The 26,205-nt window shown below is 73.1% G+C and carries 23 protein-coding genes; 8 read left to right on the top strand and 15 right to left on the bottom strand.

The window, feature by feature from the left end:
* Positions 1 to 120: 120 nt before the first annotated feature.
* Complete coding sequence (locus RM590_RS12790; RefSeq protein WP_311704623.1) at positions 121 to 639, top strand: RICIN domain-containing protein; 519 nt, start codon at positions 121 to 123, stop codon at positions 637 to 639.
* A 15-nt stretch (positions 640 to 654) separates the two neighbouring features.
* Here RM590_RS12790 and RM590_RS12785 read toward each other — a convergent pair whose 3' ends face one another.
* Entirely contained in the window at positions 655 to 1,587 is a 933-nt protein-coding gene (locus RM590_RS12785; protein WP_311704622.1) for a Rieske (2Fe-2S) protein, read from the bottom strand.
* Positions 1,588 to 1,655: 68 nt separating this feature from the next.
* On the opposite strand from RM590_RS12785, the gene RM590_RS12780 reads away from it, so the two are divergent.
* Positions 1,656 to 2,639 carry an aldo/keto reductase gene (locus RM590_RS12780; protein WP_311704621.1) on the top strand — a complete coding sequence of 328 codons (984 nt, stop codon included), beginning with the start codon at positions 1,656 to 1,658 and terminating at the stop codon, positions 2,637 to 2,639.
* 16 nt (positions 2,640 to 2,655) lie between these two features.
* On the opposite strand, the gene RM590_RS12775 is transcribed toward RM590_RS12780, so the two are convergent.
* The 8 genes from RM590_RS12775 to RM590_RS12740 form a co-directional block, all read right to left on the bottom strand.
* The gene (locus RM590_RS12775; protein ID WP_311704620.1) at positions 2,656 to 3,462 is read right to left on the bottom strand and encodes an ABC transporter permease; all 807 of its coding nucleotides are present in this window, start codon (positions 3,460 to 3,462) and stop codon (positions 2,656 to 2,658) included.
* Positions 3,459 to 4,427, bottom strand: coding sequence for an ATP-binding cassette domain-containing protein (locus tag RM590_RS12770; protein ID WP_311704619.1), 969 nt, complete (start codon positions 4,425 to 4,427; stop codon positions 3,459 to 3,461). The genes RM590_RS12775 and RM590_RS12770 overlap by 4 nt, the downstream gene beginning before the upstream one ends.
* A 75-nt stretch (positions 4,428 to 4,502) precedes the next feature.
* Positions 4,503 to 5,291, bottom strand: a complete 789-nt coding sequence (locus tag RM590_RS12765) for an Fpg/Nei family DNA glycosylase (protein ID WP_311704618.1) — start codon at positions 5,289 to 5,291, stop codon at positions 4,503 to 4,505.
* Between the two features lie 4 nt (positions 5,292 to 5,295).
* Complete coding sequence (locus RM590_RS12760) at positions 5,296 to 6,546, bottom strand: DUF4032 domain-containing protein (RefSeq protein WP_311704617.1); 1,251 nt, start codon at positions 6,544 to 6,546, stop codon at positions 5,296 to 5,298.
* A gap of 65 nt (positions 6,547 to 6,611) precedes the next feature.
* Positions 6,612 to 7,553 carry a YihY/virulence factor BrkB family protein gene (locus RM590_RS12755; RefSeq protein ID WP_311704616.1) on the bottom strand — a complete coding sequence of 314 codons (942 nt, stop codon included), beginning with the start codon at positions 7,551 to 7,553 and terminating at the stop codon, positions 6,612 to 6,614.
* The gene (locus RM590_RS12750) at positions 7,550 to 8,089 is read right to left on the bottom strand and encodes a DUF3618 domain-containing protein (protein ID WP_311704615.1); all 540 of its coding nucleotides are present in this window, start codon (positions 8,087 to 8,089) and stop codon (positions 7,550 to 7,552) included. Before RM590_RS12750 ends, RM590_RS12755 begins: the two co-directional genes overlap by 4 nt.
* Complete coding sequence (locus tag RM590_RS12745; RefSeq protein WP_311704614.1) at positions 8,065 to 8,475, bottom strand: phage holin family protein; 411 nt, start codon at positions 8,473 to 8,475, stop codon at positions 8,065 to 8,067. Before RM590_RS12745 ends, RM590_RS12750 begins: the two co-directional genes overlap by 25 nt.
* On the bottom strand, positions 8,466 to 8,963 hold the full coding sequence (locus RM590_RS12740; RefSeq protein ID WP_311704613.1) for a hypothetical protein: 498 nt from the start codon (positions 8,961 to 8,963) through the stop codon (positions 8,466 to 8,468). Before RM590_RS12740 ends, RM590_RS12745 begins: the two co-directional genes overlap by 10 nt.
* A gap of 255 nt (positions 8,964 to 9,218) precedes the next feature.
* Here RM590_RS12740 and RM590_RS12735 point away from each other — a divergent pair, with 255 nt between their 5' ends.
* Both RM590_RS12735 and gndA read left to right on the top strand, forming a co-directional pair.
* Positions 9,219 to 10,049 (top strand): aldo/keto reductase, encoded by an 831-nt coding sequence (locus tag RM590_RS12735; protein ID WP_311704612.1) that lies wholly within the window; start codon positions 9,219 to 9,221, stop codon positions 10,047 to 10,049.
* A 97-nt stretch (positions 10,050 to 10,146) separates the two neighbouring features.
* Positions 10,147 to 11,583 carry an NADP-dependent phosphogluconate dehydrogenase gene (gene gndA / locus RM590_RS12730; protein ID WP_311704611.1) on the top strand — a complete coding sequence of 479 codons (1,437 nt, stop codon included), beginning with the start codon at positions 10,147 to 10,149 and terminating at the stop codon, positions 11,581 to 11,583.
* A 33-nt stretch (positions 11,584 to 11,616) separates the two neighbouring features.
* Here the strand turns inward: gndA and RM590_RS12725 are convergent, their stop codons facing one another.
* Positions 11,617 to 11,793: a hypothetical protein gene (locus tag RM590_RS12725; RefSeq protein WP_311704610.1), complete on the bottom strand. Its 177-nt coding sequence runs from the start codon at positions 11,791 to 11,793 to the stop codon at positions 11,617 to 11,619.
* A 189-nt stretch (positions 11,794 to 11,982) separates the two neighbouring features.
* Complete coding sequence (locus RM590_RS12720) at positions 11,983 to 15,942, bottom strand: fibronectin type III domain-containing protein (RefSeq protein ID WP_311704609.1); 3,960 nt, start codon at positions 15,940 to 15,942, stop codon at positions 11,983 to 11,985.
* 493 nt (positions 15,943 to 16,435) lie between these two features.
* Between RM590_RS12720 and RM590_RS12715 the strand changes: the two genes are divergently transcribed.
* Together RM590_RS12715 and RM590_RS12710 are read left to right on the top strand one after the other, a co-directional pair.
* Entirely contained in the window at positions 16,436 to 16,624 is a 189-nt protein-coding gene (locus tag RM590_RS12715; protein WP_311704831.1) for a hypothetical protein, read from the top strand.
* A 70-nt stretch (positions 16,625 to 16,694) separates the two neighbouring features.
* Positions 16,695 to 18,215: an isocitrate lyase/phosphoenolpyruvate mutase family protein gene (locus RM590_RS12710; protein ID WP_311704608.1), complete on the top strand. Its 1,521-nt coding sequence runs from the start codon at positions 16,695 to 16,697 to the stop codon at positions 18,213 to 18,215.
* Between the two features lie 140 nt (positions 18,216 to 18,355).
* On the opposite strand, the gene RM590_RS12705 is transcribed toward RM590_RS12710, so the two are convergent.
* The 3 genes from RM590_RS12705 to RM590_RS12695 form a co-directional block, all read right to left on the bottom strand.
* On the bottom strand, positions 18,356 to 18,871 hold the full coding sequence (locus tag RM590_RS12705) for a GtrA domain-containing protein (protein ID WP_311704607.1): 516 nt from the start codon (positions 18,869 to 18,871) through the stop codon (positions 18,356 to 18,358).
* A 177-nt stretch (positions 18,872 to 19,048) separates the two neighbouring features.
* Positions 19,049 to 19,264: a serine hydrolase family protein gene (locus RM590_RS12700; protein ID WP_311704606.1), complete on the bottom strand. Its 216-nt coding sequence runs from the start codon at positions 19,262 to 19,264 to the stop codon at positions 19,049 to 19,051.
* 233 nt (positions 19,265 to 19,497) lie between these two features.
* Entirely contained in the window at positions 19,498 to 20,916 is a 1,419-nt protein-coding gene (locus RM590_RS12695; RefSeq protein ID WP_311704605.1) for an FAD/NAD(P)-binding protein, read from the bottom strand.
* Positions 20,917 to 21,076: 160 nt separating this feature from the next.
* Between RM590_RS12695 and RM590_RS12690 the strand changes: the two genes are divergently transcribed.
* Positions 21,077 to 22,213: a helix-turn-helix transcriptional regulator gene (locus tag RM590_RS12690; RefSeq protein WP_311704604.1), complete on the top strand. Its 1,137-nt coding sequence runs from the start codon at positions 21,077 to 21,079 to the stop codon at positions 22,211 to 22,213.
* Positions 22,214 to 22,282: 69 nt separating this feature from the next.
* Here RM590_RS12690 and RM590_RS12685 read toward each other — a convergent pair whose 3' ends face one another.
* Positions 22,283 to 25,075, bottom strand: a complete 2,793-nt coding sequence (locus RM590_RS12685) for a helix-turn-helix transcriptional regulator (protein WP_311704603.1) — start codon at positions 25,073 to 25,075, stop codon at positions 22,283 to 22,285.
* Between the two features lie 583 nt (positions 25,076 to 25,658).
* Between RM590_RS12685 and RM590_RS12680 the strand changes: the two genes are divergently transcribed.
* Entirely contained in the window at positions 25,659 to 26,174 is a 516-nt protein-coding gene (locus RM590_RS12680) for a GbsR/MarR family transcriptional regulator (protein ID WP_311704602.1), read from the top strand.
* The last annotated feature ends 31 nt before the right edge of the window (positions 26,175 to 26,205 follow it).

Here is a 26,205-nt window from a genome sequence, read left to right as displayed (position 1 = left end):
CTTCCTTTCCGTTTTCTTCCTTTCCGGACTTCTCCGCATATCTCGCGGCGCGCCGGAAATCCTGTCCGCACGGGGTGCGCGGGCGGGCACTCAATCTCTCGGTGAAAGGAATGCGTCGCGATGTCGATTCTCAGGAGGGCGGGGCTGGCGCTGGGCACCACGGCACTCCTCGCGGGCGCGCTGTCCATTCCGTCGGCGGACGCCATCGAGAATCACCAGGCGCGTTATCGCGTACTGGAGTTCTTCAACAGGCATCCGGAGATCAGGGAAAACCTGGACGGCAATGTGACGGGCGGAAATCCCGCCATCACGTGGCCGCCGCACACCGGGACCAGCCAGCACTGGGAACTGGTCTCGGACGACCGGGGCACCATGCTCAAGAACGTGTACAAGCAGAGGTGTCTTCAGTCCAACGGCCTCGGTCAGACCGTCACGATCGAGCCCTGTGACCCCGACATCCCGACCCAGCGGTGGAACCTGCACGGCTCGCCGAGCGACCTGTTCATCCAGACCAGCGCGAATCCGCAGTTCGTTCTCGCACCCACCGCGCCCGGGGCGGAGGTCGTCGTCGAGTACAAGGACCGCAGCCTCGACGAGCGCTGGATCCTGACGTCCGCTGGGCAGTTGCCCACCCACTGAGCCCCTGGCCGTGCGTCAGAGATCCGTGTCCCCGGCGGGCAGGCGGGCGGTGATCCGGCCCTCGGTCACCCTGGTTTCGAACACGGGCTGGGGTGCCGTGGCCGGGCCGCCGACGTGCCAGCCGTCGGTGAGGCGGAACGTGCTGCCGTGCCAGGGGCAGCGCACACAGCCGTCGGTGACCTCGCCCTCCGACAGCGGGCCGGCCAGGTGGGCGCACCGGTCGGCGAGGACGTGGACCGTGTCGTCGGGCTCCCGGTACACCAGGACCGGCACGTCGCCCAGGAGGCGCTGGACGGGGCGGCCCACGGGAAAGTCGGCGAGTTCGCCGACCGCGTGCCAGCCCGGATCCAGGACGGCGGCGGCGTGTTCGCCGTGGTTCACGCCGGCGGCCTGCCGGTAGGTGAGGTGGCCGCCGAGCGCGCCGCCGACGGTCACGGCGGCCAGGCCGGCGTAGCCCAGGCCGCGGCCGGCCAGCCGCCGGCCGCGCAGCCGGGCGGCCAGGGAGGCGGCGTAGAGGACCACCGCGGTGGAGTTGGCGGCGGCGTGCACCAGGCCCACCCGCGCCTGGGGCTTGCGCAATTCGGCCCAGTCGGCCCAGCCGGCGACGGCGGCGGGCGCGGCGGCGGCCAGTCCGATGGCGACCAGGGCGCCGGCGTCGCGGCGCCGGCCCGGCAGCAGGTCCAGCACGGCGGCGGACGTCCAGGTGCCCATCGGCACCTGGACCATCGCCGGGTGCAGCGGGTGTCCGAGCCAGGTGCCGTGCAGCACGTCGCGCGCCCCGGACGGCAGGCTGCGCACCGCGCCCCGCAGCGGCCTGATCAGCGTGTCCGCCCACCGGGCGCGCTCCAGGCCCGTGACGGCGGAGGCCACCCGCCCCGGCCCCTCCGGGTCCGGCAGGAGGGTGCGGAGGACGGCGTTGGCGGCGGGCGCTTTTGGGAAGAAGGCCATGCCCCCGAGTTCCACAAAGACCCGGTCCGAAACCGCCGGTCACGGGCCGCGCTGGCAGAATGCCCCGCATGGAGCAGCGGGTATTCGGCAGGTCGGGACAGCGTGCGTCGGTCATCGGGCTGGGCACATGGCAGCTCGGGGCGGACTGGGGCGAGGTCGGCGAGCCGGCGGCGCTGGCGGTCCTGGACGCGGCGGCCGAGGCGGGGGTGACCTTCTTCGACACCGCCGATGTCTACGGAGACGGGCGCAGCGAGCGGCTGATCGCGGCGTACCTGCGGAGCCGGCCGGACGCGGGGATCACGGTGGCCACCAAGATGGGGCGCCGGGTGCCCCAGGCGCCGGAGCAGTACTCCCTGGCGAACTTCCGCGCCTGGACGGACCGTTCGCGGGCGAATCTGGGCGTGGACACGCTGGACCTGGTGCAGTTGCACTGCCCGCCGACGGCGGTGTTCTCCTCGGACGAGGTGTTCGACGCGCTGGACACGCTGGTCGCCGAGGAGCGGATCGCGGCGTACGGGGTGAGCGTGGAGACGTGCGAGGAGGCGCTGACGGCCGTCGCGCGGCCGGGCACGGCGAGCGTGCAGATCATCCTCAACCCGTTCCGGCTGAAGCCGCTGGAGCGAGTGCTGCCGGCTGCGCTGGCGGCCGGGGTCGGGATCATCGCCCGGGTGCCGCTGGCGTCCGGCCTGCTGTCGGGGCGGTACACGGAGAAGACGGAGTTCGCGCCGGACGACCACCGCACGTACAACCGGCGGGGCGAGGCGTTCGACCAGGGCGAGACGTTCTCGGGCGTCGACTTCGCCACCGGCGTGGCGGCGGCCGGCAAGTTCGCCGCGCTGGCCCCCGAGGGCGCGACTTCGGCACAGACGGCGCTGCGCTGGGTGGCGCAGCAGCCCGGGGTGACGACGGTGATTCCGGGCGCCAGGTCGCCCGAGCAGGTCCGGGCGAACGTCGCCGCCGCCGCGCTGCCGCCCCTGCCGGAGGCGACGCTGGCGGGCATCCGGCGGATCTACGACGAACGGATCCGCGCGCAGGTGCACCACCGCTGGTAGCGGCCCGGCCGGGCGTTCAGACCTTCCGTTTGAACGTCCGCACGGACAGCGGTGCGAACACGGCGGCGATGGCCGCGGCCCAGGCCAGGGACTTCCAGACCGGGTCCGCGACCGCGCCGCCGAGCATCAGGCCGCGGCAGGCGTCGGCGAGGACGCTGACGGGGTTGGCGTCGACGACGGGCTGGAGCCAGTCGGGCATGGTGTCGGAGCGGACGAAGACGTTGCTGACGAACGTCACGGGGAACAGCGTGGTGAAGCCGAAGATCTGCACGCGTTCGGCGTCCTTGGCCAGCAGCCCGACCAGCACGGCGACCCAGGAGAACGCCAGCGCGAAGACCAGCAGCAGGGCGCCCGCGCCGATCATGCCCGGGATGCCGGGTGAGCCCAGCCGGAAGCCGAGGATCATGCCGACGGCGAGCACCAGCACGATGGACCAGGCCTGTTTGACCTGGTCGGCGGCGATGCGGCCGGCCAGCGGCGCCCAGCGGGCGATGGGCAGGGAGCGGAGCCGGTCGAACACGCCCTTGTTCACGTCGGTGTTGAGGCCCTGCCCGACGTAGAGGGTGACGAACAGCATGTTCATCACGATCATGCCGGGCAGCATGAAGGTCAGATAGGCGTCGACGGAGCCCGCGATCGCGCCGCCGAACACATAGGTGAACAGCAGCACGAACATGATCGGTTGGATGCTGAAGTCGCTCAGTTCGTACGGGTTGTGGCGGACCTGGACGAGGGTGCGCCAGGCGAGGGTCATGCTCTGCCGCACGCCCTGGGCGATGCCGACCCGGGGGGCCACCGCCTCGGTGCGATCGGAGTCGGTCATGCGGCGGGTGCCTCCTCCTCGGACTGCCCGGACTCCTCCGCCGGCCGGCCGGTGAGGGTGAGGAACACCTCGCTGAGGCTGGAGCCGCGCAGCGCCAGTTCGGTGACGATCACGTCCGCCTCGTCCAGCCGGCGCACGACGGCGGGCAGGATCGCGGGGTCGGCCACCGGAGCGGTGACGAGTTCCCCCCGCACCTCGGGGGTGGCGCCGGTGAGTTCGGCGATGACGTCGCGCACCATGGGCACCCGGCCGGCCTCCATGGGGCGGACGGCGAGGGTGCGCGCGCCGATGCGGGACTTCAGCTCCTCGGGGGTGCCGGTGGCGATGACCTTGCCGCGGTCGATGACCACGATGTCGTCGGCGAGTTCATCGGCCTCGTCCAGGTACTGGGTGGTGAGCAGGACGGTGGTGCCGCCCGCGACGAGTCGCCGGACGAGGTCCCACAGCTCGGTGCGGGCGCGCGGGTCGAGTCCGGTGGTGGGCTCGTCGAGGAAGAGGAACGGCGGGCGGCCGACGAGGCTGGCGGCCAGGTCCAGGCGGCGGCGCATGCCGCCGGAGAAGGTGCCGACGGCCCGGCCCCCGGCGTCGGCGAGGCCGAACTGCTCCAGCAGTTCGGCCGCCCGGGCCCGGGAGTCGCGGCGGCTCATGCCCAGCAGCCGGCCGATGAGCAGGAGGTTCTCCGTTCCGGTGAGCTGTTCGTCGACCGACGCGTACTGCCCAGTCAGGCCGATCAGTTGCCGCACGCAGTGGGCCTCGCGCAGCACGTCGTGGCCGCCGACGCCCGCGCGTCCGGCGTCGGGCACCAGCAGGGTGGCGAGCACCCGGACAACGGTGGTCTTGCCGGCGCCGTTGGGGCCGAGCAGGCCCAGCACGGTGCCGGCCGGGACGCGAAGGTCGACGCCGGCCAGCGCGGTGGTCGCGCCGAACCGCTTGACCAGCCCCTCCGCCCAGATCGCGTCGCCCATGGGCGTTGGCTCCCTTCCCGGTCCCCTCCACTATGGGCGCGGCACGCCGACGCCGCGACCGGAGCGGCCGCCGCGTCAGTCGCCGTCGCGCTGGCAGCGCGGGCACCACACGGTGCCGCGGCCGGAGACCCGGTCGCGGCGCAGCGGCCCGGAGCAGCGCGGGCAGACCGGCTCGGGGTCGTCGCGGTGGCCGGTGAGCCAGGAGGGCCGGGTGGGAACGTGTCCGGCGCGCACCGAGGAGCGCAGCGCCTGGCGCATCGCGTCGGCGAGCCGGTGGCGCTCCTCGGGGCCGAGGTCGCGGGCCGGGCGCGCGGGTCGGATGCGGGCCCGCCACAGGATCTCGTCGGCGAGCAGGTTGCCGAGGCCGGCGACGGCGGCCTGGTCGGTGAGGACGGATTTGACGCGCCCGCGCCGGCCCTCCAGCAGCCGGTCGAGGTCCGGGCGGGTGAGGGAGAGCGCGTCCGGGCCCTGGTCGCCGATGATCCGGCCGATGTCGGCGTCGGTGGGGGCGAGCCAGAGGCCCTGGAGCTTGCGCTGGTCGCGGTAGCGGAGCTGCTGTCCGTCGTCGAGGTCGAACGTGACGCGGTCGTGCGGGGCGGGCGGGTCGTCGGCGCTCAGGGCCAGCAGCCGCCCGGTCATGCCGAAGTGCAGCAGCGCGGCGGGCCCGTCGGTGCGGGCGACCAGCCACTTGCCGTGGCGTTCGGGCTCGGTGAGGCGGCGGCCGGTGAGGGCCTTGCGGAGCCGGGCGGGGGTCACGCCGCGCAGCACACCGGGGTCGGCGACGCTGACGCCGGTGATGCGCCGGCCCTGTCCGGACTCACGGACAACTCGGCGAAATCCCTCTACATCCGGCAATTCAGGCATGCACTCACGGTACGTCCTCGATGGCGGCCTCCGCCTCCGCACGCGGGCCGCCGCCCGGCGCCAGGATCGTGCGGATGTAGTCCTCCGCGGTGGCGTCCATGCCGACGTCCCGCTGGGCGCGTTCCGACAGGTACCAGCGGTGTTCCAGCAGCTCGTGGTAGATCTGCGCGGTGTCGATGCCGGCGCGCAGCTCGGGCGGCACGGCGCGGACCGCGGGCCGGAAGACGTCGCGGACCCAGCGGTGGGCCAGCACCTCGGGGCGGGCGCCCAGCGGGTCGCCGGGGGCGTAGTCCTCCTGGCTGGCCATCCAGGTCTCCAGGTCGTTGAGCAGGCTGCGGGCCTGGTTCTCCTCGGCGTCCAGGCCGGTGAGCCGCAGGAGCTGACGCTGGTGGTGGCCGGCGTCGACGACCTTGGGCAGGAAGGTGACGGCGTCGCCGTCCGGGGAGCGCTGGATCTGCATCTCGGCCACGTCGAATCCGAGGTCGTTGAGCCGCCGTATGCGGCGGTCGATGTAGTGGCGCTTGTCCTTGGGGTAGATCGAGGTGCGGGTCAGCTCGTGCCACAGCGCCCCGTACCGTTCGATGATCTCCTGGCCGAACGGCACCGGGTCCACCGAGGGGTGCAGCGACCCGCCGGCCTCCAGGTCCATCAGCTCGCCGACGATGTTGACCTGGGCGACCTCCAGGTCGTAGTCGCGCTGGCCGCTGGTGAGCCGGGGCTGGATCTGCCCGGTCTCGGCGTCCACCAGGTAGGCGGCGTAGGCGCCCGCGTCCCGGCGGAAGAGGGTGTTGGACAGCGAGCAGTCGCCCCACGCGAAGCCGCTCAGGTGGAGGCGCACCAGCAGGACGGCGAGCGCGTCCAGGAGCCGCTTGATGGTGGTGGGCCGCATCGTCGTCTCGAACATGGACCGGTAGGGCAGCGAGCCCTTGAGCTGCCGGGTGATGAGCACCGGCTCCAGCGGCTCGCCCTGGCTGCCGGTGCGGCCGGTCACCACGGCCACGGGATCGACGGCGGGAACGGCGAGCCGGTCGAGGTCGCGCAGCAGCGCGTACTCCCGCACGGCCGCCCACTCGCCGACCTCCTTGACCGCGAACACCTCGCTGCCGGCCCGGGCGAACCGGACGACGTGCCGGGATATGCCGCGCGGCAGGGCGACGAGGTGCTTCTCGGGCCACTCCGCGAGCGGAACGTCCCACGGCAGGTCGAGCAGGGTGGCGGGGTGCGCGGGGTCGGTCGCGGTGATCTGGAGCTCCATGGCACCAGTCTGCGGCAGGTTGCCCGCGCGTCGTACCCGGGCCCCGTCCCGGACGGGTCACGGGGTCACAGCTTGCGGGTGTCGCGCGGCTCGGTGTACGGCTCGCGCCCGGGCGGGTGGCCGATCTCGATGGCCCGGTCCCGTTCCAGCTCGGCGTCGAACTCCAGGCCGAACAGAACGGCCGCGTTGGTCAGCCACAGCCAGACCAGGAAGATGATGACGGCCGCGAGGCTGCCGTAAGTCCTGTTGAAATTGCCGAAGTTGGCGACGTACAGCCCGAACGCGGCGGACGCGGCAAGCCAGATGAGCACGGCCAGCACGCTGCCCGGCGTGACCCAGCGGAAGCCGTGCCGGACGTTCGGCGCGGCCCAGTACAGCAGCGCGACGACCAGGCTGATGAGGAAGAGCAGCACCGGCCACTTGGCGATGTTCCAGACGGTGACGGCGGTCTCGCCCAGGCCCAGGATCTCGCCCGCGCGGTGGGCCAGGGTGCCGGTGAACACCACCGCGACGGCGATGACGGCCATGAGCACCACCAGGGCGAGGGTGATGACCAACCTGGTGGGCAGCGTCTTCCAGACGGGGCGGCCCTCGCCGATGTCATAGGCGGCGTTGGCGGCGCGCATGAACGCGGCGACGTAGCCGGACGCGGACCACAGGGCGACCGCCAGACCGGTGACCAGCCCGATGCCCGCCTTGCCCGGGCCGTCCCGCACCTGCTCCAGCATGCGGGTGAGGACGTCGCGCGCGGCACCGGGCGCCAGCTCGGCGACGTTCTCGACCAGCGGGTCGATGGCCCGGCTGCCCAGCAGGCCGAGGATCGACACGACGGTCAGCAGGCCGGGGAAGACCGCCAGGATCCCGTAGTAGGTCAGGGCGGCGGCCCGGTCGATGAGTTCGTCGGCCCGGAACTCCTTGGCGGTGCGGATCAGCACCCGCCCCCACGAACGGGCGGGCAGCTCCGTCGGCGTCCTCGCCGGCGGCTGCCCGTCGTGCCCGTTGGTCATCGCCCGCGCCCGGGGGCGCTCTCCTTCAGGTTCTGGGCGGCTTTTCGCGCGGCCTGAGTCGCGTCCTGCTTCAGGTGCTGGGCGGACTCGGCGGCGGCCTCCCGCACCGGTTCGGCCAGTCGGCCGGCCCGGTCGGACACCTGCCCGGCCGCCTGCTCCTCGGCCCGCGTCCGGGGCATCAGCGAGGCGGCCACGAACCCGGCGCCGAAGGCGACCGCGCCTGCCACCACCGGGTTGCCCCGGGTGCGTTCGGTGGCCTGGGCGGGGGCGTGCCCCGCGGACTCGCCCGCCTGGGTGGCGGCGCCCCAGGTGGTGCGCGCCGCGCGGCGGCCCTGGTCCCGGGCGCGGTCCATGCCGCCGGGGGTGGAGCCGCGCAGCCGGTCGCGCACCCCGGTGGCGCTGGCGCGCAGGTTCTCGCCACCGCGCTGAGCCATGCGGCGAGGGCTGGCACGGTCGGCCAACCGGTCGAGGTCGTCGGCCAGTTTGGCCCGGGTGGCCTCGATGTCGGCCCTTATGCGGTCGGGTGACGTGCCCATCGGGCGTCCTCCTTCAGGGTCTCCGTGGTCTGTCGCGGTGTGGGCGAGAAGCTCCGCATGCGGGAGCGGCCCATGAGGAACAGCACGGCGCCGATGACGGCCCAGGCGCCGGCGACGATGAGCCCCGCCCAGCCGGCGTCCATCACGTTGGCGAGCCCGAACAGCGCCGCCAGGGAGAGGAAGAACGCGATCATGTAGGCGGCGAATCCGGCGCCGCCGTACATGCCGGCCGCCTTGCCCGCCCGGCCGAACTCCTCGCGGACCTCGGCCTTGGCCAGCTCCACCTCCTGGCGGAACAGCAGTTGGGTGTCCGAGGTGACCTCGGACAGCATCTGCCCCACCGAGCCCTCGTTCTCGCGCGTCCGGTCCCGGGATGTCAGCGCCATGCCGAGCCTCCCTCGGGCTCGTCCGGGCGGGCGCCGCCGGAGCCGGCGCGTCCCGCCTTGACCATGCGGCCGACGGCCAGTCCGGCCAGTGCGGCGCCGCCGAGGAACGCGGCCGGGCGGCGGCGGGCGAAGTCCTGCACCTCGTCGATCAGGCCGCCGAAGCCGTGCTGGTCGATGTAGTCGGCCGCCTGGTGGCCGCCCTCCGCCGCCTGGGCGACCAGGGTGCGCGCCGGGGAGTCGCCGGGGGCGTTGTGCGCGAGGCCCGCCAGGTCGTCCGCCCACTGCCGGACCGTGCCGGCGGTGCGGTGCGTCTGCGAGTCGGCCTCGTCCGCGACGCGGCCCCTCAGGTCGTGGGCCGTCGTGCGGGCCTGGTCCCGGGCCTGGTACGCCATCGATCTGCCCTGTTCCCGCGCCGTGCCGGCGAACCCCTGGGACCCCTCCCCCGGCCGCCCGGCGTGCTGTGTGTCCGCGTTCGGGGACTCGCTCATCGTCTCTCCTTCTCCGGTTCTCCGGTTCTCCGGTTTTCCGGGAGCGTCGGTGTACCTGCCTGTTCCGGGAGCCGGGTTACCAGAGCAAACCGGGAGAAAACATCCCAAGCGAGGCTCCGTGGCGCCGCGCGACACCACGCCCGCCGGGCGGCGGAACGGCCGGCGCGGCGATCGCGGTCCGTACCCTGACACGGGTGCGTCACCGGGCGTGCGAGCCCGCACCGCAGGATCCGACCCGCCGATCAAGGAGGAACCGTGGCGGCACCCCCCACCCACACCCTCAACGACTCGCGCCCGCTGCCCGCCATCGGGCTGGGCACCTATCCGATGGACGACGCCCAGGCCGAACGGGCGGTCGCCGGGGCGCTCGGCCTCGGCTACCGGCTCGTCGACACTGCGGTGAACTACCGCAACGAGACCGGCGTCGGCCGTGGCATCGCCGCCGCCGGGCTGCCCCGCGCGGAGGTCTTCGTCACCACCAAGCTGCCGGGCCGCCACCACGGGTACGAAGAGACGCTGGCCTCGTTCGAGGAGTCCCGCGCCCGGCTCGGCCTGGACTACGTCGACCTCTACCTCATCCACTGGCCGCTCCCCCGCGTCGGCAAGTACGTCGACTCCTGGCGGGCCATGATCAAGCTCAGGGACGACGGGCTGGTGCGGTCCATCGGGGTGTCGAACTTCACCGGTGAGCAGATCCGGCGGCTGGAGGAGGAGACGGGCGTGCTGCCCGCGGTCAACCAGATCGAGCTGCACCCGCTGCTGCCGCAGGAGGAGGCCCGCGGCCTGCACGCGGAGAAGGGCATCGTCACCGAGAGCTGGAGCCCGCTGGGCCGCGGCAGCGCGCTGCTGACCGACCCGGCCATCGCGGAGATCGCCCAGACCCACGGCGTCACCAGCGCACAGGTCGTGCTGCGCTGGCACATCCAGCTCGGCGCCGTGCCGATCCCCAAGTCCGGCTCCCCCGAGCGGCAGCGGGAGAACCTCGACGTCTTCGGATTCTCCCTGAACGCCGAGGAGATGGCGGCCGTCGCCGACCGCCCGCACCGGCGGCTGGGCGGCGACCCCGACACACACGAGGAGTTCTGAATCCCACCGGGACGGCGGGGCACGGCGATACGCTCGCCGCGCCGCGGGTACCCGACGGCATCGACGAAACGCGAACGTGACAACGGGAGTTGATGAGATGGCGCGGCAGGCGCAGATCGGAGTCACCGGGCTGGCGGTGATGGGCCGCAACCTGGCCCGCAACTTCGCCCGGCACGGCCACACGGTCGCCGTGCACAACCGCACCGCCACCCGGACCCGGGAGCTGGTCGCGGAGTTCGGCCACGAGGGCGACTTCGTGCCGGCCGAGTCGGCGCGGGACTTCGTCGCCGCCCTGGAACGGCCCCGCCGGCTTGTCATCATGGTCAAGGCGGGTGCCCCGACGGACGCGGTGATCGACGAGTTCGCACCGTTGCTGGAGCCCGGCGACATGATCATGGACGGCGGCAACGCGCACTTCGAGGACACCCGGCGGCGGGAGGCGGCCCTGCGCGAACGCGGCCTGCACTTCGTGGGCTGCGGCATCTCCGGCGGCGAGGAGGGCGCCCTGCTCGGCCCGAGCATCATGCCGGGCGGCTCCGCCGAGTCCTACCGGGCGCTGGGCCCGCTGCTGGAGAGCATCTCGGCGAAGGTCGACGGCGAGCCGTGCTGCGCCCACATCGGGCCGGACGGCGCCGGGCACTTCGTGAAGATGGTGCACAACGGCATCGAGTACGCCGACATGCAGCTCATCGCGGAGTCCTACGACCTCCTGCGCCGGGTCGCCGGGTACGCGCCGGACCGGATCGCGGACATCTTCCGGAAGTGGAACACCGGCCGGCTCGACTCGTATCTGATCGAGATCACCGCCGAGGTCCTGGCGCACAACGACGCCGCGACCGGCGGCCCGTTCGTGGACATCGTCGCCGACCGCGCCGAGCAGAAGGGCACCGGGCGCTGGACCGTGCAGACGGCGCTCGACCTCGGGGTGCCGGTCTCCGGGATCGCCGAGGCCGTCTTCGCCCGCTCCCTCTCCGGCCACAACGAACTGCGCGCGGCAGCCCGGGAGTTGCCCGGCCCGGAGCGCCCCGAGCTGCACCCGGACGACGCGGCGCGGTTCACGGAGAACGTCGAACAGGCGCTGTACGCCTCGAAGATCGTGGCCTACGCCCAGGGCTGGCATCTGATCCAGGCCGGCAGCAAGGAGTACGGCTGGGACATCGACCGCGCCTCGGTGGCCGCGATCTGGCGCGGCGGCTGCATCATCAGGGCCCGGTTCCTGGACGAGATCCGCGCCGCCTACGGCGGGGAGCGGGCGCCGGTGACCCTGCTGGCGGACCCCGGCTTCGCCGAGGCGCTGCGCGCCGCGCAGAACGCCTGGCGCCACGTGGTGGCCACCGCCACCGAACTGGGCGTTCCGGCACCGGGGTTCTCCGCCGCGCTGGCGTACTACGACGCGCTGCGGGCCGGCCGGCTGCCGGCCTCGCTGGTGCAGGGGCTGCGCGACTACTTCGGCGCGCACACCTATGAACGCACCGACCGGGACGGCTCGTTCCACACGCTCTGGGGCGACGACCGCGGCGAGCGGCCGGCCTGACCCCGGAACCGGAGGCAGCAGCGGGGAGCGGGGCTACTGGCGCTGCTCCACCGTGACCCAGTCCACCTCGGCCCGCACACCACCGGCCGCGACCCGGTCCACGCTCGGCTGGGTCACGCCGTTGCAGCCGGTCGTCGACGTCGCCGCCCAGCAGCCAGAACGCCGGCCAGAAGCCGTCGCCGACGGCGGTGGTGTCGGGCGAGTCGACATACGCCTGGGCCTCGCCGTTGACCGAGCCGTGGTCGAACCGGTCGTCACCGCCCGCCACTTGGAGCGGTTCGGTAGGGCGCCGTGGACTCGGCGGACGGCGGCGGGGAGGCGGCCGCAGTCATGGTCACGACGCGCGCCCCGTTCCACCAAGTGGGGAACGGGGCGCGGGAGTTCGCCGACCGGGGGTGGTTACGGCAGCCGGGCCGTGCCGTCGGCGAAGTGGGCCAGCACCCGGTAGTGGGCGCCGGCGGGCGCGGTCTCGTCGGCGTACGAGGTGGCGTACTCCCGGTCGGTCAGCCGCTCCCAGGCGTCGCTCTCCCGGGGGTCCGCGTCCAGGGCGGCGGCGTCCGTGGTGCGGTGGAGCGAGAACGCGACGGCGGCCTTGGGCTTGTTCCAGTGCACGGTGACCCCGCGTTCGGCCGCGGAAACGGCGGCCAGCGCGACACCGGCCGCGACCCGTTCCACCGCGACGTCCGCGAAACGGGCGTCCGCCGTCGCCGCGACGCCCGCGTGCAGGACGCCGGCCATCGGCGTGACCGACGCGGCGATCCGCTCCCACCGGTCGCCGTCCGCGGAGACCAGCGCGGTCACCAGGTGCGAGTCGGCGTGCCGGACCAGCCGGACCCAGGGCGTCCCGGCGATCCCGAACTCCCGGTTTTCGCCCAGGTCCACGGTCATCGGGCTGCGGGTGATGCCGCCGTCCGCGTTCTGGCCCGCGGTGCCCGTGCCGATGTCCTCCCGGGAGTCCAGGCTCCGGGTGCGGAAGGACAGCAGGCCGGAGGCGTCGGCGCCGAGATACACGTAACGGTCCCAGCCGCCGGTACCGTCGCGCAGCATCACGCCGTTGAGGTCCCCGGCCGGGCCGCCCAGCCGCGCGGTGACGGCCACCCCTCCCTCGGCCAGGCGGCTGACCAGATAGAGCGAGTCGCGATGGTCGCGATCGTAAATGTGGTCGTCGTCGCCGCCGGCGAGGCCCGCGCCCGCGACGCCGGAGACCGTCACGGTCCCGCCGCCGACGGCCGCCGAACCGGCCGCCCCCTCGCCCACGGCGTCGTCCCGCCAGTCGCCGTCGCGCAGCCGCCGGGCGCGGGCCGGGGTCACCACCGCGGTGACGGGCGTGGATTCCCGGCCCCGGCCCCGCCCGTTGACCGCCCGGACCCGGTAGGAGTACGTGGCGTCGCCGAACGGCACACGGTCGAGGAACGTCGTGCCGCTCACCCCCTCGGCCACCGTCCGGGGCGTGCCGTGCTCGCCCTCCGCGCGCGTGACGGTGTAGGAGACGGCGCCCGCGGCGGGCCGCCAGGTCAGACCCACGGCCCGGGACCCGGGCGTGGCCACCACGACGTCCACCAGCGCGGGCGCACCGACGGTGGCGGGCGCGTCCAGTTTGAGCAGCACGGCGGTCTCGGGCGCCAGGCTGATCCTTCCGTCGCGGACGCGAACGTTCTGGCCGGAGACGAGGTCGGGCAGCGAGCCGTCCGGGGTGCCGGGCGGCAGCACGGCCTGGTGGGTGCGCTGGTTGCGGTAGGCGGCGCGCGTGGTGTTGACGGCGAAGAAGTACGGGCCGAAGCGGGTGGTGGCCAGCTCGGGATAGCCGGCGTAGGGGGTGTCCTCCCGGAAGTTGTCGCGGTCGGTGCGGCCGACCCCGGGCTGGAACGAGACCGGTGCCAGCTCGCCCGCGAGGGCCGACGGCCGGGCCCCGGCCGGGGTGTAGCGGTCGTGGAAGATCGCTTCCTCGACCGACGGCGCGCGCAGCGTGTACTCCCGGTACCGCAGCACCCCTTCGGTGGCGAGCTGCGCGAGCTGGTCGAGGCCGGGGCGCTGCGCGTGGACGCGCCCGTTGCCCAGGAAGCCGCCCTTGTTGCGCTCCAGCAGGGCGGCGAACAGGTGGGTGTCGCCGTCCCGCGCGCAGAACAGCAGGTTGTCGATGTCCACCCAGGCGAACCGCTCACGGTCCGAGCCCCGGGCGACGCCGAGCCGGGCCAGCTCCTCGTCGGTGTACAGCCGCAGGTCGGTGTGCGGCAGAACGACTCCGGCCGCCGTCCGGCCGAACCGCTCGAAGCCGGCCCGGCCCCCGGTGATGTACTCCCACGTCTCCTTGAAACGCAGCGTGTAGCGGTGGTTGGGCAGGATGCGGGCGTCGAAGGTGGAGAAGTACCGGTTGTCGACGAGCTGTTGCTGGAGGAAGCCGACCGCCTCGCGCGCGTACTCCCAGTACGGCTCCCAGTCCCGCCCCCGGTAGCGCTCGGGATGGCGCGCCATGTGGTGCTCCAGGGAGGCGAATCCCATGCCCTGCGCGCCGGACTGCTCATCGGTCCCGTACGCCATCCGGCCGGGGTAGGCGGTGTTGCGGTCGTCGATGACCTGCTGCATCCGCATGACGCGCCGGTTGTCGGCGTCCACCGACTGGTAACGGGTCTGGCCGCGCGCGTGGATGCTGCGCAGGGCGAGCCGGAGGATGTTGTCGTTGAGCTCCTCGTCGCCGGCGTGGCCCCAGGTGCGATGGAACCACGACGGCAGGTAGTTGGTGGCCTCGCCGTAGTTGCCGACGTAGCCGTTCTCCCGGGTGAGACCGGCCTTGGTGATGCCCGTGTAGTGGCGGCCGTAGGGCAGGCGGCGGACGATCTCGCCGTTCTCGTCGAGCTTGCTCCTGGCCAGGCCGCGCATGACGATCCGCAGATAGTCGTCGGTGTAGACGGCGTTGCGGTCGTGCTTGAACAGGCTGTGATACAGGTCGAGTTCCCGCCCGTCGGGACCGACGAGCACTTCCTCGCCCAGGAACGGCAGCCAGCCCAGCGCCTCGCCGGCGATGGCGTGGCCGCGGGCCCTGCCCTCGTAGAACCGGGAGCCGATGACGCGCAGCCCCTCGTGGGCCTTCCAGGCGCCCTCGTAGGTGTACATCACCTGGTTGTAGATGTAGGACAGCCGCGAGCGGGCGAAGTCGAAGGTGGCCTTCAGCACCCGCTCCCAGGCGCTGAACCGGGTCAGCTCCTCGCCCTGCCAGCCGACTCCGGCCATGCTGTTCTCGCCGTCGGTGGTCCCGGTCTCGAAGGGCTCGGCGAGGAACGCGGCGAAGCGCTCGCGGCCGTAGACCTCCTCGTCGGCGATCAGGTTCTCCACGATGTAGAGGGCCTCGCCGAGTTCGGAGTAGTAGCCGCCCCAGTCGGACTGATGGCCGCCGTTGCCCAGGCTCTTGACGTTCCCGTAGTACTGCCGGGTGAAGTTGTCGATGGACGTGAAGAGGCGGCCGAGCGCGACGCGTTGGTCCGCCGCCGACCGCGCCGGGCACCAGTCGACGAGCAACGCCTCGGCGTAGAAGCGGAGTTCGTCCCGATAGCGGACGATGGACATGGTGGCGGACGGGTCGGCGTCCAGCCGCTGGGAGAGCGCGTTGAACGTGTCGATCTGGCGCTGCTGGTAGCGCTCGACGAGCGCCCGCTCCTCGTCCGGCGTCAGCGCGGGCGCGGCGGCGTCGCCCGGGGCGTAGTCGGTGGTGTCCCCCTCCCCCGGTTCGAGCCAGGGGGAGGTGTGGGTGAACGCCTCCAGGTAGCGGCGGGAGGCGGCGGTCACGGTGCCGGTGGGGCTGGACGCGTAGGTGCGGACGATGATCTCGACCTCGGACTGGCCCTGGGTACTGGCCAGCGGCAGCAGGGCGGTGGCGAAGAAGTAGCGCCCGGGCAGGCCGCCGCGGGTCCCGGCGTTGATGGGCTCGTAGTCGGCCGCGCCGCGGTAGCTGGCCTGCTCGCCGTTGACGAAGAGCACCGTCTTGTACTCCGAGTCGTCCTCGCCCCAGAACTTGAGGGTGAGGTGGTTCTGCTCGGCGGGGTCCACGGCGAGGACGAACCGCAGGTCGGCGCCGCGGTCGCCGGGCGTGGCCAGCGGCAGCGCGGTGCGGGCCCGCCCGCCGGCGGGGCCGTCGACCAGTTGGGTCCCCTCGGCGGCGAGCGCGTGGGCCTCCTCGGAGGCGGCGTCGCCGAAGACCACGCCGTCCAGCACGTCGGGTCTCGCGGCCGCCGCGCCGGGGGCCGCGGCGGCCGCGGTGGACCCCCGGGCGGCGGCGGGGCCCGCCGAGTTGAGGGCGAGCAGCGTGGTGGCCGTTCCGGCGGCGGAGATCTGGAGCAGGGAACGGCGGCTCGGTCCGGGGGCCATCGAAGTGTCCTTCCTCGCATGGGGATTTGGGCAGAGATCGTTATCTAAAACGGGCCGAAGCACGGCCTCGGCAGCCGGGCGGCTCGACTGGGCTGGGGCGGGGTAGTAAACGGTCACTATGAGGCGCTGGGCACGCTAGACGCCCGGCGGCGGAAGCGTCAATGCACAGGACACAGCTCCCCGTTGCTCATTCGCCAATGACCAGGTCAGGACCGCCGCGCGACGGATGCCACCGGGATCCGGCTCCTCGATACCTCTCGGAAACACGGCAGTTGGGCCAGTAATCGCTTTCTCCGTCGGCCATCCGGAGAGGGCCCGGCCCCCCGGCGGCCTGTCGCCCGGGGCCGCTCCCCCGCGCCTGGCGGCGTGCCGGGATGGGCGGGGAAAAGGACATGCGATCGGCCACGCGATCGGACATGCGAGGACCGGGAACGAGGAGCAGACGCAGATCGGGTACAAGCTGGCGGCCGGGGGCCACGGCCCGGCCGAGCTGGTGCGGCAGGCGATGCTGCGGGAGGCGCTGGAGATCATCCGCCTGCTGTGGCAGGGCGGTTACCGCTCGTACGAGGGCCGGCGCTTGCGGCTGGTGACGCAGAACGCGGGGCCTGACCCGGACGGCTTCCTGGAGTTCTGCCGCACTGAACTCGACGGGCGGCTGCGCGCGTTGACGCCGCGCGGCTGAGCGCCCGGGGCCAGGGACCGGTGGGACGGTTCGGGCGGCGCCGAACCGTTCCGGCCCTAGCGTCGGCGCCATGACGCACACGACGCATGAATTCGACCGCCCCGCGGATGTGCGGGCCGCGCTCGCCGATCCGGCGCTGGTCCCGGAGTTGCCGGCCCCGGACGGCGGTCCGGCCGGGGCGAGTGTCGCGTGGCTGCGGGCCACGGTGGCGCGATTCTGCTCCGGTGAGCCGCATCGGCGGCGGCGGGCGCTGGTCGAGGCCGAACTGGCCGGGCTGGAGCCAGCCGTACTGCGGCGGGCGGCGGCTGCCGGTCCCGCCGAGGGGGACGTCCGGGTGCGGGTGGTGCGTGCCCTCGCCGAGGCCCTGGGGATGCCGGAGCCCGGGGCGGTGGCGGAGGCCGTGACCGTGGTGACCGGCGCCTACTTCGGCGGCGCGGACCCGGCCGCGGACGAGGCGGTGGCGCGGCTGGTGACACTGCTGGCGGACGAAGCGGGTCCGGAGGAGGCCGTCGCCAACCGCATCGGGCTGCTGGTGCAGGCGTGCGCGGCGACCGCCGCGCTGGTGGAGGCCGCGGCCGACGACGTTCCGCCGGCGCGGGTGCTGCGGGAGACGCCGCCGGTGCGGACCATGCGCCGGGTCGCCGCCCGCGCCACCCAAGTCGCCGGCCGGGAGATCGCCGAGGGCGATGTGGTGCTCCTGGATCTCGCGGCGGCCCAGCGCGCGCACCCCGTTCCGCTCACCTTCGGGGCACCGCCCCGGGTCTGCCCCGGCCGGGCGCACGCCCTCGCCCTGGCCGACGGCCTGCTGGGGCGCCAACTGACGCCGTTCGCCCGTCTGCACCACCGGATGACGACCCCGCTGCTGCTGCCCAACGCCTGGGACGTCGCCTCCGCGGCGGCGCTGGCGGCGCGCGGCTTCCCGGCGATCGGCACCACGAGCCTGGGCATCGCCGCGGCCGCCGGCCTGCCCGACGGGGCGGCGGCGACCGCCGAGGAGACCGTGGCGCTGGCCCGCCGCCTCGCCCGGGGCTCGTTCCTGTTCACCGTGGACATCGAGGGGGGCTTCAGCGAGGACCCGGAACAAGTGGCCGATCTGGCCCGGACGTTGCACGACGTGGGCGCCGCCGGAATCAACCTCGAGGACGGCCGCCCGGACGGCACGCTCGCCCCCGTGGAACTGCACGCCGCGAAGATCGCGGCCGTCAAGTCCGCCGCGCCCGCGCTGTTCGTGAACGCCCGCACGGACACCCACTGGCTCGGCCGTCGGCGGGACGAGACGGCGGCGCGCCTGGCGGTGTACGAACAGGCGGGTGCGGACGGGGTGTTCGTGCCGGGGCTGTCGGATCCGGAGGGGATCGCCGCCCTGACGGCCATGCTGGTCACCCCGCTGAACATCCTCTACACGCCGACGGGCCCCACGCTCCCCGAGCTGGCGGCACTGGGCGTGCGCAGGGTCAGCCTGGGCTCACTGCTGTACCGCGAAGCGCTGTCGGCCGCGGTGACGACGGCGACGGCGGTGCGCGACGGCCGCCCGGTCGACGTCACGGCGCTGTCCTATGCGGAGGTGCAGGCGCTGGCGGTGAAACGGTGACGCGCCTGGCGACCGGGCGGCCCGGGCATGACGGTCCCACCAGTCCGCGAAGGGGCCGTCGGCGGGTTCAGCGAAGCCATGGCCGCCGCGGCGCACCGCTGGGGGCATCGAGGTCACCGGCCTTGCGCCCTGCGGAACCGTCAGGCGGCGCGGCAGAGCACCGCCGGGTCCGCCGCGGCCGAGGCGCGGGCCACGGTCGCGTGCACGGGGCGGGCCGTGGTCGCGGCCTGCGCGCGGTTCCGCGCGAAGACGACGAGGCGCAGCACCGCGAACCGCGCGACGCCGGCGAGTGCGGAGGCGGACAGGTAGACGGCCTGCTCAAGCACCGCACCGGGCGCCGCCACGAGCTGCTGGAGGACAAGCATCGCCACGCAGGTCACCGCGTACGCGGCCGCCGCGGACCCGGCCGACTGGGCATGCTGGCGCCACGTGGCGCGCCCGCCCGCGCCGAAGGTGAAGCGGGCGTGCAGTTCGGTGGCCAGGAGCGTGGAGACCGCGGTGATCAGGGCGTTGGCCAGGGCCCAGGGAATCCAGGAGGCGAGGGCCGCCACGGCGAAGCTGGAGGCGAGTCCCACCCCGCCGCCGCAGAGCACGAAGCGGGCGAAGGCGAGGAAGGCGCCGGGTGCCGCCTGCTGCTGGCTCCGTGCTGTCTCCATGATTCGACCCCTTCAACAGTTCGCTCAGCGCTACCGATGGCGCCATCATGGCACACAAATGGCACCATCGGCGAGCCGATTATGGCGTCAACTGCATCACCAATGGCGCCATGGCGCGCGGGAGTTGCGAACGTGCAGGTCAGCGACTCAGGCGGCGGGTGGTGTCATCCGCCTCCGCTATGCGGCGATCGCCTCGCAAGCGGCCATCACGATGCCGAGACCGCGCGCGTAACCGTCGTCCCAGAGCATCTGGTTCATCACGTACGACACGGTCAACCGGTGCTCGAAGTCGACGAGCAGAACGGAACCGCCCCATCCGCCCCAGGAACAGGTGCGGCCCTCGAGGCGGTAGCCCATGCCGTAGCGGATGGGCGTGCCGAGGACGCGGTCCACCCGTTGAACTGCTCTTCGAAGACGCGCTCGCGGCCGGCTTCCGACAGGAGTCGGACACCGCGGGCCGTGCCTCCGCACGCCAGCAGGGTCAGTTGGCCGAATTCCCCGTCGACGGCGAGGTTGGACGCGAAGTTGCAGTACCTCCACCCGTGGTGACGTCGGAGCAATCCTGACGGCGGCGCTTTCGTCACGCTTTCACAGAGCAAAAGGTGAGATACCGGTTCATCGCGGTCTCAAGCCGTGCGCAGTGCCCGGGCCGTCCGGGCTGCCTGGGCGGCGATGCCGGGGATGCTCGGGGTGATGAACGAGCCGCCGCCGGTCAGGTCGCCGATCACGTGCACGCGGGGGTGGGCGGGGAGCAGCCCGCCGGCGGGGTGCGGTGTGGCCAGTCCCTCGGTCACCAGGGAACGGACCAGGTGCCGGGCCGTGCGCGGAGTCGCCTGAGGCGATGGGTTCACGGCGTTGATGACGATCTTCGCGGTGCGCTCGCCGTCGTGGTCCCGGACCCGGAACCGGCCGCTCTCCGGCTCGATCGCGTGAATGCCGGCGGCGACGGCGAGTTGGCCGGACTCCAGGAGCCGCATCAGGGCGGACGCGTTCACCGGGACCATGGGCGAGGCCACGCTGACGGCCGTGCGGAGGTGGCGCCGGAGCCGCGCGCGGTCGGCTTCCGGTAGCAGGCGCCACGCGAACGGGCCGACGGTGTGGGCCGCTTGCTGCACCACGCGGCGGCCGATCCGGGGATCGTCGATGGCGGCGATCTGTCGCCCGAGCCGCTGGACCGGGTCCTCGGCCTCGGTGCTCAGCAGTTCGACCGCCAACTCCTCGAAGTCCTCGCCTGCCTCCGCCAGTTCCTCGCGCAGCAGCGCCATGAGGTCGTCGAGCGTGACGGTCCCTCGTGCCCGGTGCAGCTCCGCGACGCGTTCGGCGTTCAGGTGGCGCGGGCGCCGGTCGTCCGGGCGCTGCCAGACGTGGGGCAGCACTCCGCTGCGCGAGAGGAGCGTGATCCGCCCCTGGTGCCCGCGCGCGGCGAGCGAGACGACGACGTCCACGGCGGTCAGGCCGCTGCCGATGATCGCGACATCGGCCCCGGCCGGCACGTGCTCCAGCGTGTCGGCCAGCGGATAGGGGTCGGCGGTGAAGCCCGGTTTGCCGGCGAGGCCGTACAGGTCCGGGGGCGTTCCGCCGCCCACGCACAGCGCCACGTGGGTCGCCTCGTGCTCCGAGGCGTCGTGCGCGCGCAAGCCGAGACGCTCTCCCGAGCGGACCACCTCGGTCACGCGGGCGGCCACGGTCCTTACCCGCCAGCCCTGTTCGCCCAGGGCCGCGATGGCCTTCTCAGCGGTGTGCGCGAGGTAGTCGCCGTAGAGCGCGCGGGGAATCAGCGGCCGGCCCAGCAGTTCGTCCATGTGATCGGCGGCTCGTTCGCCCAGCCAGGCCGCGTAGTGGCCGAAGTCGCCGTGCCGGATCGACATGATGGCGGGGGGCGAGTTCACCAGTACCGAGTCCAGGTCCGGGCCGTAGGGCCGTCCCCGCCACAGCCGTGACGACGGCTCGAAGACCGTGATCGTGCCGGTGTCGCCCTCCGTGGCGGCCAGCGCGTCCAGCAGGCCGACCGCTGCCGAGCCCCCTCCGACGATCGCGATGTCCATGCTCTTTCCTCTCCGGTGGTCGGGTGTTCCCCGACCTTCGCCGACGGCGCCCGCGAGCCCCATCCCCTTCGTTCGGGCGATCCGCGGGGAATGGCCCCCTCAAACGAGGGGTTGGTGCGGTGCGGGGAGGGGTGCAGGCTGAGCGGCGGAGGAGATGCGCATGACCGATCCACGCCGGCCGGTGCTGTCGGCCGCCGAACGGGCCGCCGACGCACTGGAGTTGTTCGGCCGGACCTCGGCCGGGCTGCGGCGGCTGGTGCCGTTCCACTCGGCCGTGTGGACGGCCGCCGATCCGGAGACCGGCCTGATCACGGCGCCGATGCTGGTGGAGAACCTCGGCTCCGGTGAGGGCTGTGCGGCCTACTGGGAGAGCGAGCTCCTGGAGGAGAACGTCGTACCGTTCCGGGAGTTGGCGCGCGCGGCGGTGCCGGCGGCCGGGCTGCGCGCGGCCACCGGCGATCTGCCCGCGCGCAGCGCCCGTTTCCGGCGCCTCCTGCTCGGCCAGGGCGTGCACGACGAACTGCGCGTCGTCCTGCGGATCGGCGACCGGCCCTGGGGGCTGGTGAGCCTGTTCCGCACCACGAACGCGTTCCGCCCGGACGAGGTGACGCTGCTCGCCGACCTGTCCCGCCCGCTGGCCGAGCGGCTGCGCGAGCTGGCCCGGCCGCCGGAGCCGGGGCCGCGCACCGACTCGCCGGCGCCGGGCCTGATCCTCTTCGACGCGGCGGGCGAGGCCATGTCGATCAACGAGGAGGCGCGGCATCACCTCGCGCTGCTGCCGAGAGGGCCCTCGTTCCCCTCACCGCTGGGGGTGCGGCTGCCCATCTGGGTGATCGGCACGGCCCTTCAGGCCCGGGCCATCGCCGGGGGCCGCGACCGGGGCAACGCCCGGGTGCGCATCCGGACCGCCGAGGGCCGCTGGCTGGTCTGCGACGCCTCCAGCCTGACCGGGCCCGGCGGCCGGCCGGGGCCCGTGGCCCTCGTCATCGAGCCCGCGACGCCCGCCGACCTGGCGGTGCTGGTCGCCGAGGCGTACGGCCTGACCTCGCGTGAGCTCCAGGTCACCCAGCTCGTCGCGCGCGGGATGACCACCGGCGAGATCGCCACGACACTGTTCATCTCCCCGCACACGGTCCGCGACCACCTCAAGGCCGTCTTCGCCAAGGCTCGCGTCTCCAGCCGGGGCGAGCTGGTCGCGCGTCTGTTCACCGAGCACTACTGGCCCGCCCTGCCGGAGCCGACGCCGGTCCGGAGCGCCGACGGGTCCTCTGCCCGGGCCCGGATCCCGCGCGGCTGACGCGTACCGACAGACGAACGCTGCCCGTGCGTTCCCGGAGGAAGGCACGGGCAGCGGGGAACGGCCGCGTCAGGCGATCTCGCTGACCTCGAACTGGAGGTCCACCGGGAGCTGTTGGCGACCCCCTATGTTCAGCTTCCGGTAGACGCGGGTGAGATGCTGCTCCACCGTGCTGACCGTGATGTAGAGGCGGGAGGAGATGTCGCGGTTGCTGTAGCCGCAGGCCGCCAGGACGGCCACCTTCTTCTCCGACTCGCTGAGCTTCGCGCCGTGGCCGTCCACGGCGACCGTCTCCGTGGGCACTTCCCAGACCGCCTCGTTGTGCTCCTGCCGCATGCGCGCGCACAACGGCTCGGCGCGGCACTCCCGGGCCAGTTGCCAGGCGCGGCGGGAGGAGCCAGCGGCCTCCGAGGTGTGGCCCAACTTCCGCTGGATCTCGGACAGTTCGTACAGGGCGCGGGCCAGTTCCAGGCGGTCGCCGGCGATCTGCAACTGCCGGACCGCGCGGGTGAGCAGCGTCAGGCGGCGGCCCGAGTCGGCCGCCTCGCCCAGCAGCCGCAGGGAGATGCCGCGCACCCGGGCGTTGCCGCTGCCGGTCATCGCGAGCTGTTCGGACGCCAGCCGCTGAGCCTCCTCGCGGTTGCCCAACTGGAGCCAGGTCTCGGCCGCGTCGCCGCGCCACGGCACCCACCAGGGGCGGTCGATGCCCCAGTTCTCGGTCATGCGCCCGACGGCGAGGAAGTCGTCGAGCGCGGAGTAGGGGCGGTTGGTGACGAGGTTGTAGTGGCCGCGGGCGCGGAGGTACACGATGCCGTGGATGCTGCCGAACAGGGACTCGGGCGCGGGCCTGTTGAGGGCGGTGGCGACCGCCTCGTAGTTGCCCATGGCCGTCTGCGCGAGCACCTGCATGGCCAGCAGGCCGGCGGCCAGGACGCTGCCCTGCCGGTCGGGTATGCGGTTGAGCCCGCTCCGGACGATGGACACGACCTCCGGCAAGTTGCCCTGCTGGAGGGCGACATCGGAGCGCAGCACGGAGAACATGGCGTGCCAGCCACCGGTGTTCCGGCGCAAACTTTCGTCGAGCAGCAGGTCGCTCCAGTGGCGGGCCTTGTCTATCTTCCCGGCGAACTGGAGGCACTTGATGGCACTGAGGATCGGTTCCAGGGTGGCGTCGGTGAGCACGGAGCGCCGCAGCAGCTCCTCGGCCGCGGCGAAGATCCGGTCGTGGTCGCCCTCGGCGAGCGAACTCCAGGGCTGGAGGGCCTTGCGGTACTCGAACTGGGCCAGGGGCCGCAGCGGGCCGGCGGGTGACCGTTCGGCCAGCGGGGGCGCGCCAGCGCCGTGGGCCACCGGCGGCGGGGCGTAGGGGTCGGAGACGACGGTGAGCAGGGTGTCGGAGCGGGAGAGCGCCAACGGGCCGCTGTCGGCGGTCTCTTCCTGCAGCGCGGTGAGGATCTCGCTGACCTCGGTCATCCGGCGGTGCCCGACGAACAGGTCGGCCAGGGCGAGATGGTGCTGCCGGGGCAGCGCGCCGGCGCGCAGGTCGTCGAGCAGTTCCTCGGCGATGCGCTCGGCGGCGGCCGGGTTGCTGCGGCGCAGGATGACGGCGTTCCGCAGGCGGATCTCGGTGCGGCGCTGCGGCTCGGCGCAGAAGCGGTGGGCGAGTTCGAGGTAGTCGGTGGCGAGGCGGTCCTGGTCGTCGGCGAGCACTTCCTCGGCGGCGTCCTGGAGCACGGTGACGCCCCAGGGCTCGTCGACGCCGTCCGCGGCCCGCACATGGGGGGCGATCTCGGCGGCGGGCGCCCCGTCGGCACGCAGCAGCGCGGCGGCCCTGCGGTGCAGTCGCCGCCGGTGGTCGGGGGCCATCCCCTCCAGCACGCCGGCGCCGGTGGCGGGGTGGCGGAAGCGGTCGTCCTCGATGACGGCCGCGGCCTGGAGGGCGCGCAGGCCCTGGGCCGCCGCCATGCGCGTGGTGTCGCACAGCCGGCTGAGCCGGTCCAGGGTGCTCATGTGGCCGAGAATGGCCAGGCCCTCGGCGACCTTGGCGGCCATGGGCCCGCTGCGGTCCACGCAGGTGAGGACGGCCAGCGCGAACGCCTCGCTGGTGACGGGGCGCGGGCCGTCCGGGTGGCGCGGGGCGGGGATCATGGCGCGCTCCTCCTGGAGCGCGCGGAGCAGCAGCGGGTTGCCGCCGGTGACCGCCAAGTACTCGTCGATGGTCGCTTCGTCGGGGTGGGAGTGGCCGTCGGCCGCCAGCAGCCGGGCGATGTCCTGGCGGCCGAGGCTGCCCAGGCGGATGCGCTGGAAGTTGGGCTGCCGCAGGAACTCGGTGCGGTAGGCGGGGTCGCGCTGCTGGTAGTACAGCGTCTCGGTGAAGACCATCAGCAGGCGCGAGGAGCGGCACCGGCCGGCTATGTAGAGGAGGTACTGGAGGGACGCCGCGTCCACGTACTGGAGGTCGTCGACGCCGATGACGACGAGCCGGTCCGCGAGCAGGTCCTGTACGGCGGCGCAGACCTTCTGCATGCGGGCGGTCCGGGCGGAGGTGAGCCAGTCGGCCGAGCCGGGGCCGGCGGCGGCCTGGTCGTCGTCCACCAGCGCGCGCAGCCGGGCGCCTTGCTCGGCGGGCAGCGCCGGGGCGTCGACGAGCTGGCGCATGACGGTCAGCGGGAGGGAGCTCTCGGAGCGCAGGGCGGCGGCGCGCAGGACGATCGCCTGCTCCTCGGTCGCGTGGGTGGCGAGGGCTTCCAGGAGTTCGCTCTTACCGAAGCCCGCCGGCCCTTCTATTACGACTATTCTCGCCTTGCTCAACGCGGATTCAGTGAACGCCGATTTCAATTTCTGGAGGCCTGTTTGCAGCATGCAGAACCTTTATCTCCAGTTTCCCGAACGATGACCAGATCCAAGCACATCCAGCCTCGATATAACCCCCGGGGGACGACCTCTGTCAACTAACCGACGCGGGGCTTGATCACCGCTTAGCGACCATGTGAAGCAAACCCACCATAGTGAATCTTTGGTGCAATCCCCCTCTGGATCGGCCCTGCATGGTAACGCTGGGCACCGGCATGCGAACTGCACGGAATCATAACCCGGGACCGACGAGCCGCACACCCCCTCGTCACAAGGGGACCGTTTCCGGTCGTCAACATCGCGACAAAGGTTCGATCCGTGCGGAGAAATAAGGCGGGCAACAGCCCGGTAACCCGTCGGCAGGGGCGACTAGGGGGGACCCTAGGGGTCACCGCGGAACCCCGCTCGGCAATGCGGGGAGAGGCCGCTATTAATCGCGGGAAGAATACCCTGCGACGGCGTGAAGCCTTCCACACCGACTCCATAATTCCCCACAACCTGAATGCCCCCCTCCGCAATCGGCGCCCGGCCGCCGCGGCGGCTGCACGGTAGGCTAAGTTCACAACTTCCTGAAAATCCAGAAGGAGCAGACGTGACGGACGGTCCCGCCCCCGCCGCCCCGGACGAGGGGGCCGTGCTCCGGTTCGTGGAACGCTTCGCCCAGACGCTGACGGACTACGGCTTCCCCCGCATGCCCGCACGGGTGTTCGTCGCCCTGCTGACCGCCGACACCGGCCGGCGGACCGCGGCGGACCTGGCCGCCGTGCTGCGCGTCAGTCCGGCGGCCGTCTCGGGCGGGGTCACCTATCTGACGCGGCTCGGCCTGGTCGTGCGCGAGCACGTGCCCCGGCAGCGGCGCGCGCACTACCGCGTGCGCGACGACATGTGGTACGAGGCGATCGCCCGGGAGACCGCCATGTTCGCGCGCTGCGAGGAGGCGCTGAAGGAGGGCGTCGCGGCGGCCGGACCGGACACGCCCACCGGCCGTCGGCTGGAGGAGACGCGCCGCTTCTTCGAGTTCATCCGCGCCGAGTTCCCGCTGCTCCTGGACCGGTGGCGCCAGCGGCCGCCCGCCGACCGGCTCGCCGGGCCCCCTATCGCCCCCTAACCGTGTGGCCCGGGCCCCACGGCCGCCGCGC

This window comes from Streptomyces litchfieldiae (assembly GCF_031845365.1).
Taxonomy (GTDB): Bacteria; Actinomycetota; Actinomycetes; order Streptomycetales; family Streptomycetaceae; genus Streptomyces; species Streptomyces litchfieldiae.
This window is presented reverse-complemented; position numbering and strand designations above follow the sequence as displayed.

What these genes read in the sequence shown, in the direction of transcription:
- RM590_RS12790 (WP_311704623.1), top strand. Translation starts at nt 121, where the DNA reads ATGTCGATTCTCAGGAGGGCGGGGCTGGCGCTGGGCACCACGGCACTC.
- RM590_RS12785 (WP_311704622.1), bottom strand. Translation starts at nt 1,587, where the DNA reads ATGGCCTTCTTCCCAAAAGCGCCCGCCGCCAACGCCGTCCTCCGCACC.
- RM590_RS12780 (WP_311704621.1), top strand. Translation starts at nt 1,656, where the DNA reads ATGGAGCAGCGGGTATTCGGCAGGTCGGGACAGCGTGCGTCGGTCATC.
- RM590_RS12775 (WP_311704620.1), bottom strand. Translation starts at nt 3,462, where the DNA reads ATGACCGACTCCGATCGCACCGAGGCGGTGGCCCCCCGGGTCGGCATC.
- RM590_RS12770 (WP_311704619.1), bottom strand. Translation starts at nt 4,427, where the DNA reads ATGGGCGACGCGATCTGGGCGGAGGGGCTGGTCAAGCGGTTCGGCGCG.
- RM590_RS12765 (WP_311704618.1), bottom strand. Translation starts at nt 5,291, where the DNA reads ATGCCTGAATTGCCGGATGTAGAGGGATTTCGCCGAGTTGTCCGTGAG.
- RM590_RS12760 (WP_311704617.1), bottom strand. Translation starts at nt 6,546, where the DNA reads ATGGAGCTCCAGATCACCGCGACCGACCCCGCGCACCCCGCCACCCTG.
- RM590_RS12755 (WP_311704616.1), bottom strand. Translation starts at nt 7,553, where the DNA reads ATGACCAACGGGCACGACGGGCAGCCGCCGGCGAGGACGCCGACGGAG.
- RM590_RS12750 (WP_311704615.1), bottom strand. Translation starts at nt 8,089, where the DNA reads ATGGGCACGTCACCCGACCGCATAAGGGCCGACATCGAGGCCACCCGG.
- RM590_RS12745 (WP_311704614.1), bottom strand. Translation starts at nt 8,475, where the DNA reads ATGGCGCTGACATCCCGGGACCGGACGCGCGAGAACGAGGGCTCGGTG.
- RM590_RS12740 (WP_311704613.1), bottom strand. Translation starts at nt 8,963, where the DNA reads ATGAGCGAGTCCCCGAACGCGGACACACAGCACGCCGGGCGGCCGGGG.
- gndA (WP_311704611.1), top strand. Translation starts at nt 10,147, where the DNA reads ATGGCGCGGCAGGCGCAGATCGGAGTCACCGGGCTGGCGGTGATGGGC.
- RM590_RS12725 (WP_311704610.1), bottom strand. Translation starts at nt 11,793, where the DNA reads ATGTCGACTCGCCCGACACCACCGCCGTCGGCGACGGCTTCTGGCCGG.
- RM590_RS12720 (WP_311704609.1), bottom strand. Translation starts at nt 15,942, where the DNA reads ATGGCCCCCGGACCGAGCCGCCGTTCCCTGCTCCAGATCTCCGCCGCC.
- RM590_RS12710 (WP_311704608.1), top strand. Translation starts at nt 16,695, where the DNA reads ATGACGCACACGACGCATGAATTCGACCGCCCCGCGGATGTGCGGGCC.
- RM590_RS12705 (WP_311704607.1), bottom strand. Translation starts at nt 18,871, where the DNA reads ATGGAGACAGCACGGAGCCAGCAGCAGGCGGCACCCGGCGCCTTCCTC.
- RM590_RS12695 (WP_311704605.1), bottom strand. Translation starts at nt 20,916, where the DNA reads ATGGACATCGCGATCGTCGGAGGGGGCTCGGCAGCGGTCGGCCTGCTG.
- RM590_RS12690 (WP_311704604.1), top strand. Translation starts at nt 21,077, where the DNA reads ATGACCGATCCACGCCGGCCGGTGCTGTCGGCCGCCGAACGGGCCGCC.
- RM590_RS12685 (WP_311704603.1), bottom strand. Translation starts at nt 25,075, where the DNA reads ATGCTGCAAACAGGCCTCCAGAAATTGAAATCGGCGTTCACTGAATCC.